Raw genomic sequence first — 14,099 nt, 5'->3', positions numbered from 1 at the left:
AACACTTTAGGGTTCAGCAACACTCTATGTAACGATTTGTCTAAAAGCATGTAGCACACTCCGTTGTTATACGAATGCTAATTTGATATAATTAATCCTAAGATCTTTTGCAAGACCGTTTGTCTATCACTCTGCCAAGTGATAGATCTTTTTATTTTCTCCGTGTTACTAACGAAACGTTAACTCCTCTTGCTCTTAAATCTTTAATCACTACGCGATAACTCAACGATGCCTCATGTTCCTCTTTTGTATCACGAAGCATTTTAAATTCCCTTATACATCGCTCCAGCTCTTCTTCCCAGTGATTTGATTCTTCGGTTGATTCTGCATTAAACATGTTATAAATACATTCACTCATACAGTTACGAAGTTTATTCGCAAATGAAAAATCTCCTGGAAGAACTAGATCATGAAGACAATTGTTTTTATCATTCATGAATTACATCTCCTTTCTAATTAAATTAATGCTGTACGCATCGTTACAACCAGAAAGGAACATTGTAGGGGTATGGGAGGAACAATCACTTTCTGGTCATAACGACAAGCACAGTGGCTTGTCCAAATGATTTATATAATGTTATAATTGCTTTAGGATATTTTTCAGAGCTACTGTTGTCTAGGCGGTAGCTTTTTCTTTTGCCCATTTATGTTTCAAAATAAATGATGCTTCGATAATCTTGATTCGAATCCCCAATAATTTCTTCTCTTGCTTTAACTCAACTGTTTTTGAATCCTCATTGAGTAATTCTGCTATTTTAATTTCACCAGTTAGTTTTGCATCATAGCGAATTAATTCCTTATATTCTTTTAGACTCGGTTTCTTATAATCTACTGTCATTTTCCTTCCTCCCTCAAAGCACCTTTGTTAAATTCATTAAGCTATCCACCGATTGAATAATAACGTTCTCCGCCATAGCCTTTTGCAACCAACTTCTTTGTATTTGTTCCATAATGCCAAAATGAACTTGTTCAAGAGCTTGGACTACACATTGAGTAGCTTGGATTGTATCGAATATTTCTTTTGCATGAACTGCGTATTCATGTTTCTTCTTTTCATCATGCTTCCATGACCTTGTTGTAACTTGTAAGTTCATAATTTCTTTCGCTGCCGCAATTCCCTCTTCAGCTTGTTTAATGTAGTTCATCAATTGTAGATTTACATCTTGAGTTAAACGTGGATCTGTAGGTGGTAACCCAACACCATAAATATGTTTAATCGCTTGTTGATTTAACTTTGCTCCTGTTGCATGGCACCAATCCATCGCAAGTTCAAATTCTGGTTTAGAAAGTCCAGATTCAATACGGGTTAATCGTTCATGTGTAATACCAAGGTACTTAGATAACCCTTTCTTTGTTTTCAGCTGAACATTGTCACAACATTCTCTAGCATTCTGTAATAATTCTCCTATCGATGAATTGCAGTATATGCTTGTTCCCATATCTGTTCGCCTCCATATTTAGTTTTCAAATGGTTACAATGAACTTAGCACATATGTAACTTGTCTACTTTTCGTATAAAAAGAGAGGAACTATTCCTCAACGTTTGCTTTTACTTGTATCTCTTTGATGATGGCCCAACCAGCCTTGTAATATGCTTGACGGATTTTATCAATATCCTTTTGTGATTTTGGCTCAGGAGCCACAACATGGACTTTCGTTTTTCCAAATTCATAAGTCGCCGCATATTCTTCTTGTTGGCTCATGGTGTCACCTCTTGAAGTGCTTTTTATATGTTTATGCGACGGCTCTGTTGGTACTGCCATGTTAGTTGATGGCATTTTCTCACCCCCGAGGAAACGTTTTGTTTCCTTTTTAATTAAAAAAAAGATAATCAATTGTGGTTTTATAAAAATCAGCTATTCTTTTGGCTAATTCTAATGAAGGTGTCCTATCACCACGCTCGATTGCTCCTAGCATTTGAGGAGTGATCTCTAGCTTCCTTGCTACAACTAACCTTGATTGACCATTTCTAAACTCAATCATCTTATTTCTTTTTTTATCCACTATTTCACCCCCTAAAGAAACATTTTGTTTCCTTATACTCTATAATATAAAGAAACAAATCGTTTCTGTCAATATTTATTAGAAACTTTTTGTTTCTTTTATGGATTTAGAAACTAAACGTTTCTATAATTAAGAAAAAAGCACCTATTCTTATTTAGTAAAGAAAGAAGGAAGAATTTATGCTTGGAAAAAAGATTTCGGAACTTAGGAAAAAGCAAAAATTAAGTCAATATGAACTTGCTGATCGTTTGGGCTTTTCAAGAGGAAAATTAGCTAATTATGAGCAAGGTCAGCGTGAACCAGATTATGATACTTTAAAGAAAATCGCAGACTTTTTTGAAGTATCAACAGATTATTTGCTAGATAGAACACAAACAAAAGAAATGGTATCTAATAATTCATCTAATTTATCAATTAAAGAAGAACGCGATATTGCACGTGACTTAGAAAAGACTTTAGAGGATTTAGAAAACAGTGAGGATGCCCTTATGTTCGATGGTGAACCTATCGATGAACATACAAAGGAAATGATTCGTATCTCTCTTGAAAATTCTATGCGCATGGCAAAACAACTTGCCAAGCAAAAATTCACTCCAGACAAGTATAAGAAATAATGAATGGAGCGAAAAATGGACATTAAAGAATACACACGCAAAATTGTAGAAAAGCACACAACAACAAATCCATTTGAAATTGCAAAACGAAAAAATATTATAGTGTTGTTTGAAGACCTTGGGAATACTCTTGGTTTTTACAACACATATAAACGCATTAAATTCATACATATCAATAATAGAATAGATGAAATTACTCAACGCTTTGTTTGTGCTCATGAACTAGGGCACGCTTTATTACATCCTAAAGCAAATACTCCATTTTTAAGAAATAAAACTCTGTTTTCTGTAGATCGACTAGAGATTGAAGCAAATACTTTTGCAGTAGAGTTATTACTTACTGATGAAATGATTTCTGCTTATGAAGATACTCATTTATCTCTTCAAGAAGTTGCGGAGATTTATGGGGTTCCTGGTGGATTTGCTTGTCTAAAAACATATTAGTTTGTAAACAAGAATTTATAATCATAAAGGAGAACCACTAAATATGAAGGACATACAAACTCTACTTAACGAATTGCCTATTCCGTATATTACAATAATAATTTCCACTTCCTTAATTATACTTAAAGGAATTAATTTACTATTCACCTCAAATGTAGAGAAGATATTTTTTTCTATGGAAAAAAATATCCTTATACGTTTCTCACATATAACAATCATATCAATTTTACTAGTTTTTCCATTATCACCGATTCTTAGACCGCTTTTTGTGCTACCTGAGACAATTAATTGGGAAGTTTTAGCTGGATTTCTTATCGCCTGTTTTCCTTTCTCATTTTTTATTACTTACATAATCTATCATTTCCTTCTTCCAGACTATCTCGGAAATTATGCTTATTTTATTAAACATGAAACGCACGGAAAATTATATATCATCAAAAGCATAAATCGAAAAGAAATACTATTATACAGCCACCCCCGACTCACTGAAGGTGAGAATACGCCCGAACTTAATTTTTCTATAATTCTACTAAAGGAAGATGTAAAAAAAAGGGTCATATATCGTGAGAATTATAACGCGACTTTCAAAACATTTAGCATACTTTGGAACACCATCGTTTCCTTAAAACAAAGATAATCCAATTTCAGTTAGAATTTCTATGTAACCTGAAAGGTGGTGATGTTATAAAACGAGTACGAGATTATTAAACTATACATAGGAAAATCGTACAAAATATTCTTTTAACGGCTCAATAACAAACTTAATAATGAGGGGAGTAACTTTAAATGCTATATGTTCCTATTTTGAAATGTAAGCAAGGAGAAAAAGATGCACTGTTCATGTTAGAAAACGAGGTTAAAGATAACATCGTACCACTTCTTGAATTAACACCTGATGTAATTGGAAGAGGAAATTTTTCAGGAATTAGTGATTTTTGGAAAGATCGTCCTTTTATGTTCGATGTCTCATTTGAGCATGACGATTTGTTAGATGATGATTATTTTAAATTGCTTGCAAAATGCGATAATCATCAGGTGATACCAGTTATCAAGCTCTCGGACAGTAATGAAAAAATCAGTAAAATTTTCTCAACATGCAAAAATGGAATCGCATTACGTTTATACATTGAAGAAATATTAGATGATGATTTTGAAAGTAACTACCAAGACCTTTTAGAGAAGGTTGAACTTTCACGAACTTCATTAATTATTGACGTTCAACATGTGGAATCTTCAAAAATCAACGAAGTATCTTTCTTAATTAATGGGGCAATTAATTTAATTAGTAATATCAGTGAATTTCAACATGTTATATTTGCAAGTAATTCGTTTCCCGATTCATTGCAGAAAGTTGACAGATACGAAATCACAATACTTAACAGATTAGAAAATAAACTTTTCCAAAAAATTAAACCCCATTTCAATAATAACGGGGTTAATGTAATTTATTCCGATTATGCAGTTAATCATTGGACCTACTTTGAATACAAACCAGGAATCCAGCCATCTTTTAATATTAGGTATACAACCGAAGATTATTATGTAATTTATAAAGGGGATACTAATAAAAAAGGTGGATTAAAGATTGAGAAGATACAAGATGCTTGTCAGCAACTTATCTCTTCTCAATACTATATGGGAAGAGATTACTCTTGGGGAGATAATGAAATATACGAAAAGGCTCACAGTATATCCAACAAACCTGGTAATTTTACTACTTGGAGAGCAATTGCTACGAATCATCATATAACATTCATAGCAGATCTTCTCTCCAACCAGTCCTAGTTTTTAAAGTTTCTCTGGTATAATCCTTTAAAACCTTAAAGGGAATGAAATTCATTGTTAACTCTTTTAGACCTGCCTTGTCTTTATTAGAATATCCACGTACTTTATTATCTTTCAAAAAAGATTTAATTTCTGGATTCCAAAGTAGGTCTAAAAGGGTATCTCCCATTACATTTTTATTGATTCTACTTGTTCTAATTCTTTTAATTGAAATATTTCCAAATCTATTGATGTAAGCTACTTCTATTCCCCAGTGGTCTGGTACATATTCCTGAATTCTGTCAGCAAACTTTTCTCCCACAATTATTGTACATTTGTCAAACGTCTTATCATAACAATCTACTTGGTTAGGTAAACGCTCTAGTGTATCATGGTCACTTTTAATTTCATATCCAGCCAGGGTTCCATTTGCAACAACTACATCAGCTCGCGCTACACCATCACAAATACTAAGTTCTTCTATAATACGGTATTCTTTATTAGAATTATCTTTGTGAAGTCTTTCTATTAACTTTGTTCTAATATCAAAATCCGTAAGCATATTAAATCACTCCATTACTAGTGTTCCTTTTCAATTCTAACATATGTTCATTCAGTAAGACATTATACGATTATATAATTAATCTTAATCAAAAAAAACATTTTCCCTGCATTATTTCACATAAAAAAACAATAATAAGTTTTCTTGAGGGACACATTAAAGAAACAACCATTTATTATGAAACTTCTCTTACTATTATAATAATTTTATATAATATAATACATGATATGAAAGGGGTTATATTTATGAAAACAGCAATCTACCTAAGAAAATCCCGTGCAGATCTCGAAGCTGAAGCGCGCGGCGAAGGAGAAACATTAGCTAAGCACCGCACTACCCTGCTGAAAATTGCCAAGGAAATGAACTTAAATGTTTTATCTGTTCGTGAGGAAATCGTTTCTGGTGAGAGCTTAGTGAAACGCCCTGAGATGTTAGCGCTGCTTGAAGAGATTGAAGATAATAAATATGATGTTGTTCTTTGTATGGATATGGACCGTTTAGGTCGTGGTGGTATGAAAGAGCAAGGAATCATTTTAGAGACGTTTAAACGCTCGAATACGAAGATTATGACACCTAGGAAGACTTATGACCTTAATGATGAGTGGGATGAAGAATATAGCGAATTTGAAGCGTTTATGGCTCGTAAGGAGTTAAAGATTATTACACGACGTATGCAACGAGGTCGTGTCGCTAGTGTAGAGGCTGGGAATTACCTTGGTACACATGCACCATTCGGATATGATATACATCGTTTAAATAAGCGAGAGCGTACTTTAACGATTAATTCAGAAGAAGCTTCTGTTGTAAGGATGATATTTGATTGGTATGCAAATGAGGATATGGGCGCTAACGCAATCCGAAGCAAGTTAAATGATCTTGGTTACAAAAGTAAGTTAGGGAATGAATGGAACCCCTACAGCATCTTGGATATATTAAAAAACAATGTGTACATCGGAAAAGTGACTTGGCAAAAGAGAAAAGAAGTAAAACAGCCTGATGCCGTAAAAAGAAGTTGTGCTCGTCAAGATAAATCAGATTGGATTATTGCTGATGGCAAACATGAGCCAATCATACCAGAAAGTTTATTTGAACAAGTACAAGAGAAATTAAACTCAAGATATCACGTTCCTTACAATACGAATGGAATTAAAAATCCTCTAGCTGGCATTATTAAATGTAGTAAATGTGGTTATAGCATGGTCCAACGTTATCCGAAGAACCGAAAAGAAACGATGGATTGTAAACACCGTGGCTGTGAAAACAAATCAAGTTATACTGAATTAATTGAGAAGCGTTTACTCGAGGCATTAAAAGAATGGTACATCAATTATAAAGCTGATTTTGAAAAACATAAGCAAGATGACAAATTAAAAGAAACACAAGTCATTCAAATGAATGAAGCTGCATTACGCAAGCTTGAAAAAGAATTAGTGGATGTCCAAAAACAAAAAAATAATTTACATGATTTATTAGAACGTGGCGTTTACACAGTCGATATGTTTTTAGAACGCTCGAATGTAGTTTCTGACCGTATAACTGAAATTACTTCCACTATGGAAAACTTAAAGAAAGAAATTAAAACCGAAATTAAGAAGGAAAAAGTCAAGAAAGATACAATACCTCAAGTAGAGCATGTTCTTGATTTGTACTTTAAAACAGATGATCCCAAAAAGAAAAACAGCCTCCTAAAGTCGGTTTTAGAAAAGGCTGTTTATAAAAAGGAAAAGTGGCAAAGGCTCGATGATTTCGAACTTGTGCTTTACCCTAAGCTCCCTCAAGATGGCGACATATAAGCGTTTATGCTTTGTCGTCACCTTGTTGGTGTAATTAGATTTACTCCATTAAGCCCTAGAGCATCATTCGTCGAAACAGCCAATACGACAGGCTTGCCATTTCTTAACGTCGCTTTCGCTGCCATTAATACTGGAGAGTCTGTCATTGCATTTGCAAATTTACTCATAGAATTCCCTGTTAGTGGTGCAATTACCATACAATCTAGTGGAATTTTAGGTCCTAGTGGTTCTGCACCAACGATTGAATTAATTGCTTTAAAACCTGTTATTTCTTCAATCTTCTTAATCCACTCTGCTCCCTCTCCAAATCTAGTATTTGTTGATTGAACAGTGTAAGAAACAACAGGACGTACTTCTGCTCCCTCAGCAATTAATTTTTCTAAATGAGGCATTACTTCTTCGTACGTACAATGTGAACCTGTAAATCCGAAACCAATTCGTTTCCCCTTCAAACTCATTTCTTTTCCTCCTCCTTTGCAATTGCATCTGCTGCTAATAACTGAGAAAGAACATTTGCTAAAATTTGCCCAGCCGTTTTTGGGGCAACAATACCTGGTAATCCAGGTGCTAGCAATGCTTTGACTCCTCTTTTTTCCGCATATCTAAAGTCAGTACCGCCTGGTTTAGAAGCTAAATCAATCACTAACGTATGAGCTGGCATTTTTGCAATAACATTCGCTGTTACAACGAGATGCGGAATCGTATTAATTACAATATCGATATTTCCTACTTCTTTCTCTATGTCTTGCATATGAAAAGGAGAAAACATCATTTCTGTAATACGTGCAATATGTTCAGATCGTCTTGCTCCAACTTTGACATGGGCTCCTAATGATTGAAATGCTCTCGCAACACTCATTCCTGTTCTCCCAAATCCTAGAACCATTACATTGGACCCATGAATTGTATAGTCGGTATGTTGAATTACCATCATTAATGTACCTTCTACCGTTGGAATAGAATTGTATATTGCTACATCATCACGATCAAATAATTTAACAAGTTTTCGATTCGTAGTAGATACGAGATTTTCCAAGTAAGGTGTACCAATACCTGAATATATAGTAAAGTGTTCTGGTGTATTTTCAATTTGTTCTTTCGTTATTGAAACTTTTTCATTTGAAAAAATAGTATCTACTTCTCCTTTGGCATTTGTACCGGCAACCGGCAAAATAATTGCGTCTACAGAAGTGAAATCTAAATTTTGTATACTTTCTTTTGCTGCCCCTGTGAAACCATGATCTAACTGATCAAAACCTATCAAAGAAAGTTTCGCATCCAATTCAACTAGCTTACGAATTACTTCTAGCTGCCTTGCATCTCCTCCTATGACAGCAATATGCATCTCAGTCAACATTCCCTAATTCACCTTCTTTTTCTGTCATTTATAAGAAAAGTGCCTACTTTTTCTTTTTCCTCCACATCATATGTAATGTACGAGTTTATGGTGATTGAAAATCCAAATGCACATATGATTTATCAGGTTTCTATGTAGATACAAAAAAAGATGACCAAAATGGCCATCCTTCACTCCGAATTTGAACGATCTATACTATCACAAAGAAGCATATCGTGTCCGACTTTCTTTATTTGACTCCATGCCACTCTTACTTCTTGTGGTTCCTTTTTAAAACCTCCCCACTTCCCTACAGGTATTATAAGTGTTTGTATTTGTCCGTCTTTCTCATTAATCTCTAAATCCATATAACCTAAGGCTCCCATTTTTTCCGCTTTTTCTATATCTACAACCTCTTTACCGCTTAATTCACTTAATCGCATACTCACTCCACTCCCCTACTAAATTTTTCATTTGCATTGTCTATAATTAGTACCTATTCTATATGTATAAAAAAAATAACCTTCTCTCATTTAAAAAGAGAGAAGGTTATTTTCAGATACATCGTAAAAGTTGATTATAGTTTTATTCCTTTTGGAAGTTTTCCATCTGGACTAATTAATGCTGCAGAGAATTCATCTGTAAACATGTTACGAATTAACCCATCTACATTTTCTTTTGTTACAGTGTTTACACTTTCGATAATCTCATCAAGTGAACGATGCTTACGAAGTAGCAATTCATTTTTACCATTACGGCTCATACGACTATTCGTACTTTCTAAACTTAACATTAAGTTTCCTTTTAATTGCTCTTTACTATTAATAAGCTCTTTTTCTGTAATACCTGTATTTTTCAATGTTTCTAATGTTTCTTGCATTGTTTCATACAGTGTATCTAATTGTTGACTACCTGTTCCACCATACAGTGTTAACATACCTGTATCTTCATAAGAAGAATGGTAAGAAAATACTGAGTAAGCTAACCCACGTTGCTCACGTACTTCTTGGAATAAACGGCTACTCATACTACCGCCTAAAACGTTATTTAATACAATTAAGTTATAAATATCTTCGTGTCCCATTTGTAAGCCTTTATATCCTAAACATAAATGAGCTTGTTCTGTTTCCTTTTTACGTGCTACTTTGTTAAAATGGAAAATTGGACTATGTACTTGTTCACGGTTTGTTGTTCCTTCATAACTACCGAAATATTGCTCTACCGTTTGTAAGAAGGCTTCATCAATATTTCCTGCAACTGAAACAACTACATTTTCAGGTGTATAATGATCCTTAATATATTGGCGTAGCGTATCACCTGTAAACGTATCAAGTGTTTCTTCTGTTCCTAAAATAGGATATCCAAGCGGATGCGTTTCATATGTTGCTTTCGTTAACATATCATGCACAATATCGTCTGGAGCATCTTCGTACATTTTAATTTCTTCACATACGACATTCTTCTCTTTTTTCAATTCTTCTTCATCAAATGTTGAATTAAAGAACATGTCAGCTAATACATCTAAAGCATATTTAGCATGTTCATCTAGCACTTTTGCATAGTAACAAGTGTACTCTTTTGAAGTAAAAGCATTCACTTGCCCACCAATACTATCAAATGATTCTGCAATTTCGCGTGCACTACGTGTTTCTGTCCCTTTAAAGAACATATGCTCTAAAAAGTGAGAAATCCCGTTATTTTTTTCATTTTCATTTCTTGATCCCGCATGGATCCAAATACCAATCGCAACCGATCTTACAGTTGGTATATTCTCCATAACTATTCTTACACCATTTTTACAAGTATATTTTTTAATCAAAAACTTTCCTCCTACTGCCAGTTTCTCTAAATAAGTGCTATTATTTAATGATAACAAGTTTAAGGATGAATGTCATGCAAATGTATTTAATCCACACGTTTTTCATCCAGTAATTCTGTTATATTCCCTACTTTATATCCTTGTTCCTTCAATTTTTTAATCATTGTATCTAATGCTTCTGCCGTTGACGAAGTAGGATGCATTAATACGATAGCACCTGGGTGTATTTTTCTCATTACTCTCTGCAATAGTACATCTGGCTCAGGTCGCTTCCAATCGATTGTATCGACAGTCCACATAATCGTTCCCATTTGGAAATCATCAGCGATTTTCACGACTTCATCCCGAAAACTTCCACTCGGCGGGGCAAACCATCTCACCTTTTGATTCGTAGCAGCTTCAATCATTCGATTTGTTTTTTGTAACTGCTCTCGTATTTCATCAGATGATAGCGTTTTCATATTAGGGTGCGTATAAGAATGATTTCCGACTTCTTGATTTGCATCGACAATCATTTTTGCAAATCGTAAATTTTCTTTCACCCAACGTCCTTCTAAAAAGAAAGTCGCCTTCACATCATGCTTTTTCAATATTTCTAATATACGAGGCAAATACTCGTTTCCCCATGCCACATTTATTGTTAATCCCACCATCTTTTTATTCGGATGCCCCCTATAAATTGGAGCAGGTGATAAATCTTCTAAGTGGACACTCGGTGATACTTCCTTAAATTCAAGGTGTTTTTGATCAAATTCCTTTAGCTTCTTCATATTGTTATAGGATGCTTCCATATCAACTTGTCTTCCATTATATCCTGGTGTTGCTTTCCATATCTTATCAATCATCGCATTTTGAGGTGCAATCTCATATTGTTTTGCATGCTTTTGAATTTCTTCATATAAGTTATCCTGTGCAAAAACAGAATAAGAGCCTAAACTGACATATAAAGAAAATATACATATGTATGCCAATATACGAACTTTCATATAAACCCTCCCAAATTAACTATATAAAAAAACATTTTTCTTCTTATCTTTGTTAATTTGAGCGTTATAATGAAAACTATACCTATACTGACATAAAAATATATATAAATCATATTTTTACATAACAAAAAAAGCCAGTTAAACTGGCTTTCGCTTATTGCTGCTCTTGTTTGTTTTCTTCTTTAGCAGCTTCTTTTTCTTGCTCTTCTTTTAGCAATACTTTTCTAGATAGATTAACACGACCTTGCTTGTCAATCTCGATAACTTTAACCGTAATTACGTCACCGATTTTTACAACGTCTTCTACTTTACCTACACGCTCAAGTGCAAGTTCAGAAATGTGAACTAATCCATCTTTACCGCTGAATAATTCAACGAAAGCACCGAATTTCTCAACACGTTTCACTTTTCCTTCGTAGATTTCACCTACTTGTACTTCGCGAACGATATCTTCGATAATTTTCTTAGCTTTGTCGTTCATTTCTTGGTTTATTGAAGAAATGAATACTGTGCCATCTTGCTCGATGTCAATTTTAACGCCAGTTTCTTCAATAATTTTATTGATTTGTTTACCGCTCGGTCCGATAACGTCACGGATTTTATCTGGATTAATTGTCATTGTAATAATCTTTGGAGCGTACGCTGATAATTCAGTGCGTGGCTCTGGAATAACAGATAACATATGATTTAGAATGTGCACACGACCAACTTTCGCTTGTTGTAATGCCTCTTCTAAAATCTCACGAGATAGACCATCGATTTTAATGTCCATTTGTAGTGCAGTTACACCTTGTGCTGTACCTGCTACTTTAAAGTCCATATCACCTAAATGATCTTCCATACCTTGAATATCAGATAAAATTGTGTAATGCTCACCAGTTTTAACTAGACCCATTGCAATACCTGCAACTGGAGCTTTAAGTGGAACACCAGCATCCATCATTGCTAAAGTACTACCACAAATACTTGCTTGTGAAGTAGAACCATTTGATTCTAAAACTTCAGATACAAGACGTACTGTGTATGGGAAATCTTTTTCAGATGGAATTACAGGCTCAAGTGCGCGTTCTCCTAGTGCACCGTGACCGATTTCACGACGACCTGGTCCACGCATTGGTCTAGTTTCACCAACACTAAATGATGGGAAATTGTAATGGTGCATAAAGCGTTTTGATTCTTCTACACCAAGACCATCTAAAATTTGCACATCGCCTAATGCACCTAATGTACAAATACTTAATGCTTGTGTTTGTCCACGAGTGAACAAACCAGAACCGTGTGTACGAGATAAAATGCCAACCTCTGATGCTAATGGACGGATTTCGTCACCTTTACGGCCATCTGGGCGGATTTTTTCAACTGTAATAAGACGACGTACTTCTTCTTTTACAATTTTATATAAAATCTCATTTACTTGTCCTAATGTATCAGCGTCAGCTTCCTGCGCTTCGTAATGCTCAATAACACGCTTTTTCACTTCGTTAATTGCATCTTCACGTGCATGTTTCTCATGTACTTGAATTGCTGAATGCATATCTTCTTCAGCCATTTCACGTACAGCTTGGTTAAGATCAGCGTCAACTTCATAAAGTTTCACTTCTGATTTCTCTTTACCTACAGCTTGTACAATCTCTTCTTGGAATGCAATTAGACGTTTAATTTCGTCATGACCAAACATAATTGCTTCTAACATTGTTTCCTCAGGCACTTGATCTGCTCCTGCTTCAACCATGTTAATTGCATCTTTCGTACCAGCTACAACAAGGTGAATATCACTTTGTTCTTGCTGTTCTACTGTTGGGTTGATAACGAATTCGCCGTTAATACGACCAACTGTTGCACCCGCGATTGGACCTTCAAATGGAATATCTGAAATCGATAACGCTAATGAAGAACCAAGCATAGCTGCCATTTCAGAAGAACAATCTTGATCAACACTCATTACGATGCTGACAACTTGTACTTCGTTACGGAAACCATCTGCGAAAAGTGGACGGATTGGACGGTCGATTAAACGACTTGCCAAAATTGCTTTTTCACTTGGACGACCTTCACGTTTAATGAAACCGCCAGGAATTTTTCCGACTGCATATAAACGCTCTTCATAGTTTACTGTAAGTGGGAAGAAATCTACATTTTTTGCTTCTTTTGATGCAGTTGCTGTAGATAGAACCGCTGTATCGCCATATCTTACTAATACTGCTCCGTTCGCTTGTTTTGCAAGCTGACCAGTTTCAACTGTTAGCTGGCGACCAGCTAAATCTATCGAGAAGACTTGCTTTTCTTGACTCATTTAAGTACCCCTCTCAATTTAAAGTATTCAATTCTTCTATGTAAATGGATAGTATATCACAATATTCTACCTCTAGTATTGCCTAAAATTAAGTAAGCTATAAAGCGTAGAAGATATATTTTTACCTAACAAAAAAGCGGGAATATTCCCGCTTCTTTGACTATCGACGTAAGCCAAGCTTTGTGATTAATTCACGGTAACGTGTGATATCGCTATTACGAAGGTAAGTTAGTAAGTTACGACGTTTACCAACCATCTTTAATAGACCACGACGTGAATGATGATCTTTCTTGTGAGTACGTAAGTGCTCGTTTAGAGTGTTAATTTGCTCCGTTAGGACAGCAATTTGAACCTCTGGAGAACCAGTATCAGTCTCATGAGTTCTAAATTGTGCAATGATTTCATTTTTACGCTCTTGTGTTAAAGCCATCCTATTTCACCTCCTATTAATTAAACCCCCAATTACCTAGCAAGCGTCGGTGAG

General features: G+C 34.8%; 16 protein-coding genes and 1 pseudogene. 4 read left to right on the top strand and 13 right to left on the bottom strand.

Annotation, left to right across the window (positions count from 1 at the left end; all coding sequences use genetic code 11):
- Positions 1-151: 151 nt before the first annotated feature.
- The 5 genes from EBQ15_RS20520 to EBQ15_RS20500 all read right to left on the bottom strand — a co-directional run bounded on the left by EBQ15_RS20520 (position 152) and on the right by EBQ15_RS20500 (position 2,004).
- The gene (locus EBQ15_RS20520; protein ID WP_000998366.1) at positions 152-436 is read right to left on the bottom strand and encodes a hypothetical protein; all 285 of its coding nucleotides are present in this window, start codon (positions 434-436) and stop codon (positions 152-154) included.
- 180 nt (positions 437-616) lie between these two features.
- The gene (locus EBQ15_RS20515; protein ID WP_000215310.1) at positions 617-838 is read right to left on the bottom strand and encodes a hypothetical protein; all 222 of its coding nucleotides are present in this window, start codon (positions 836-838) and stop codon (positions 617-619) included.
- A 13-nt stretch (positions 839-851) separates the two neighbouring features.
- Entirely contained in the window at positions 852-1,439 is a 588-nt protein-coding gene (locus tag EBQ15_RS20510) for a hypothetical protein (protein ID WP_000537283.1), read from the bottom strand.
- Between the two features lie 90 nt (positions 1,440-1,529).
- Positions 1,530-1,778: a hypothetical protein gene (locus EBQ15_RS20505; RefSeq protein WP_001141266.1), complete on the bottom strand. Its 249-nt coding sequence runs from the start codon at positions 1,776-1,778 to the stop codon at positions 1,530-1,532.
- 34 nt (positions 1,779-1,812) lie between these two features.
- Positions 1,813-2,004, bottom strand: coding sequence for a helix-turn-helix transcriptional regulator (locus EBQ15_RS20500; protein WP_000358950.1), 192 nt, complete (start codon positions 2,002-2,004; stop codon positions 1,813-1,815).
- A 179-nt stretch (positions 2,005-2,183) separates the two neighbouring features.
- On the opposite strand from EBQ15_RS20500, the gene EBQ15_RS20495 reads away from it, so the two are divergent.
- The 3 genes from EBQ15_RS20495 (at position 2,184) to EBQ15_RS20485 (ending at position 4,847) form a co-directional block, all read left to right on the top strand.
- Positions 2,184-2,618: a helix-turn-helix domain-containing protein gene (locus tag EBQ15_RS20495; protein ID WP_000900760.1), complete on the top strand. Its 435-nt coding sequence runs from the start codon at positions 2,184-2,186 to the stop codon at positions 2,616-2,618.
- 15 nt (positions 2,619-2,633) lie between these two features.
- The gene (locus tag EBQ15_RS20490; RefSeq protein WP_000351737.1) at positions 2,634-3,062 is read left to right on the top strand and encodes an ImmA/IrrE family metallo-endopeptidase; all 429 of its coding nucleotides are present in this window, start codon (positions 2,634-2,636) and stop codon (positions 3,060-3,062) included.
- Between the two features lie 786 nt (positions 3,063-3,848).
- A complete protein-coding gene (locus EBQ15_RS20485; protein WP_000967623.1) occupies positions 3,849-4,847 on the top strand; it encodes a beta family protein in 999 nt (332 codons plus the stop codon).
- Here EBQ15_RS20485 and EBQ15_RS20480 read toward each other — a convergent pair.
- Complete coding sequence (locus EBQ15_RS20480) at positions 4,816-5,388, bottom strand: sce7726 family protein (RefSeq protein WP_000954482.1); 573 nt, start codon at positions 5,386-5,388, stop codon at positions 4,816-4,818. The genes EBQ15_RS20485 and EBQ15_RS20480 overlap by 32 nt on opposite strands.
- 245 nt (positions 5,389-5,633) lie before the next feature.
- Here EBQ15_RS20480 and EBQ15_RS20475 point away from each other — a divergent pair, with 245 nt between their 5' ends.
- The gene (locus EBQ15_RS20475; protein WP_000844789.1) at positions 5,634-7,181 is read left to right on the top strand and encodes a recombinase family protein; all 1,548 of its coding nucleotides are present in this window, start codon (positions 5,634-5,636) and stop codon (positions 7,179-7,181) included.
- Positions 7,182-7,213: 32 nt separating this feature from the next.
- Here EBQ15_RS20475 and dpaB read toward each other — a convergent pair.
- The 7 genes and pseudogenes from dpaB to rpsO form a co-directional block, all read right to left on the bottom strand.
- Positions 7,214-7,639 (bottom strand): annotated as a pseudogene (gene dpaB, locus EBQ15_RS20470) (dipicolinate synthase subunit B); the annotation flags it as partial.
- Positions 7,636-8,538, bottom strand: a complete 903-nt coding sequence (gene dpaA, locus EBQ15_RS20465) for a dipicolinic acid synthetase subunit A (RefSeq protein ID WP_000954735.1) — start codon at positions 8,536-8,538, stop codon at positions 7,636-7,638. The gene dpaA and the pseudogene dpaB, both read right to left, overlap by 4 nt.
- A gap of 170 nt (positions 8,539-8,708) precedes the next feature.
- A complete protein-coding gene (locus EBQ15_RS20460) occupies positions 8,709-8,960 on the bottom strand; it encodes a YlmC/YmxH family sporulation protein (protein ID WP_001239756.1) in 252 nt (83 codons plus the stop codon).
- A gap of 134 nt (positions 8,961-9,094) precedes the next feature.
- Positions 9,095-10,336 (bottom strand): M16 family metallopeptidase, encoded by a 1,242-nt coding sequence (locus tag EBQ15_RS20455; protein WP_000592989.1) that lies wholly within the window; start codon positions 10,334-10,336, stop codon positions 9,095-9,097.
- An 86-nt stretch (positions 10,337-10,422) separates the two neighbouring features.
- The gene (locus EBQ15_RS20450) at positions 10,423-11,322 is read right to left on the bottom strand and encodes a polysaccharide deacetylase family protein (RefSeq protein ID WP_000868232.1); all 900 of its coding nucleotides are present in this window, start codon (positions 11,320-11,322) and stop codon (positions 10,423-10,425) included.
- A gap of 154 nt (positions 11,323-11,476) precedes the next feature.
- The gene (pnp, locus tag EBQ15_RS20445; protein ID WP_000076737.1) at positions 11,477-13,615 is read right to left on the bottom strand and encodes a polyribonucleotide nucleotidyltransferase; all 2,139 of its coding nucleotides are present in this window, start codon (positions 13,613-13,615) and stop codon (positions 11,477-11,479) included.
- Between the two features lie 160 nt (positions 13,616-13,775).
- Positions 13,776-14,045, bottom strand: coding sequence for a 30S ribosomal protein S15 (gene rpsO / locus EBQ15_RS20440; RefSeq protein WP_001229392.1), 270 nt, complete (start codon positions 14,043-14,045; stop codon positions 13,776-13,778).
- Positions 14,046-14,099: the final 54 nt, after the last annotated feature.

The organism is Bacillus sp. 2D03, assembly GCF_003946765.1.
GTDB classification, from domain to species: Bacteria; Bacillota; Bacilli; order Bacillales; family Bacillaceae_G; genus Bacillus_A; species Bacillus_A cereus.
The sequence above is the reverse complement of the archived record's forward strand: the minus strand, read 5'-3'. Positions and strand labels throughout refer to the sequence as shown.

Bases quoted from the DNA above. Each gene is read 5' to 3' on its own strand.
- EBQ15_RS20520 (WP_000998366.1), bottom strand. From the start codon at position 436: ATGAATGATAAAAACAATTGTCTTCATGATCTAGTTCTTCCAGGAGAT.
- EBQ15_RS20515 (WP_000215310.1), bottom strand. From the start codon at position 838: ATGACAGTAGATTATAAGAAACCGAGTCTAAAAGAATATAAGGAATTA.
- EBQ15_RS20510 (WP_000537283.1), bottom strand. From the start codon at position 1,439: ATGGGAACAAGCATATACTGCAATTCATCGATAGGAGAATTATTACAG.
- EBQ15_RS20505 (WP_001141266.1), bottom strand. From the start codon at position 1,778: ATGCCATCAACTAACATGGCAGTACCAACAGAGCCGTCGCATAAACAT.
- EBQ15_RS20495 (WP_000900760.1), top strand. From the start codon at position 2,184: ATGCTTGGAAAAAAGATTTCGGAACTTAGGAAAAAGCAAAAATTAAGT.
- EBQ15_RS20490 (WP_000351737.1), top strand. From the start codon at position 2,634: ATGGACATTAAAGAATACACACGCAAAATTGTAGAAAAGCACACAACA.
- EBQ15_RS20485 (WP_000967623.1), top strand. From the start codon at position 3,849: ATGCTATATGTTCCTATTTTGAAATGTAAGCAAGGAGAAAAAGATGCA.
- EBQ15_RS20480 (WP_000954482.1), bottom strand. From the start codon at position 5,388: ATGCTTACGGATTTTGATATTAGAACAAAGTTAATAGAAAGACTTCAC.
- EBQ15_RS20475 (WP_000844789.1), top strand. From the start codon at position 5,634: ATGAAAACAGCAATCTACCTAAGAAAATCCCGTGCAGATCTCGAAGCT.
- dpaA (WP_000954735.1), bottom strand. From the start codon at position 8,538: ATGTTGACTGAGATGCATATTGCTGTCATAGGAGGAGATGCAAGGCAG.
- EBQ15_RS20460 (WP_001239756.1), bottom strand. From the start codon at position 8,960: ATGCGATTAAGTGAATTAAGCGGTAAAGAGGTTGTAGATATAGAAAAA.
- EBQ15_RS20450 (WP_000868232.1), bottom strand. From the start codon at position 11,322: ATGAAAGTTCGTATATTGGCATACATATGTATATTTTCTTTATATGTC.
- pnp (WP_000076737.1), bottom strand. From the start codon at position 13,615: ATGAGTCAAGAAAAGCAAGTCTTCTCGATAGATTTAGCTGGTCGCCAG.
- rpsO (WP_001229392.1), bottom strand. From the start codon at position 14,045: ATGGCTTTAACACAAGAGCGTAAAAATGAAATCATTGCACAATTTAGA.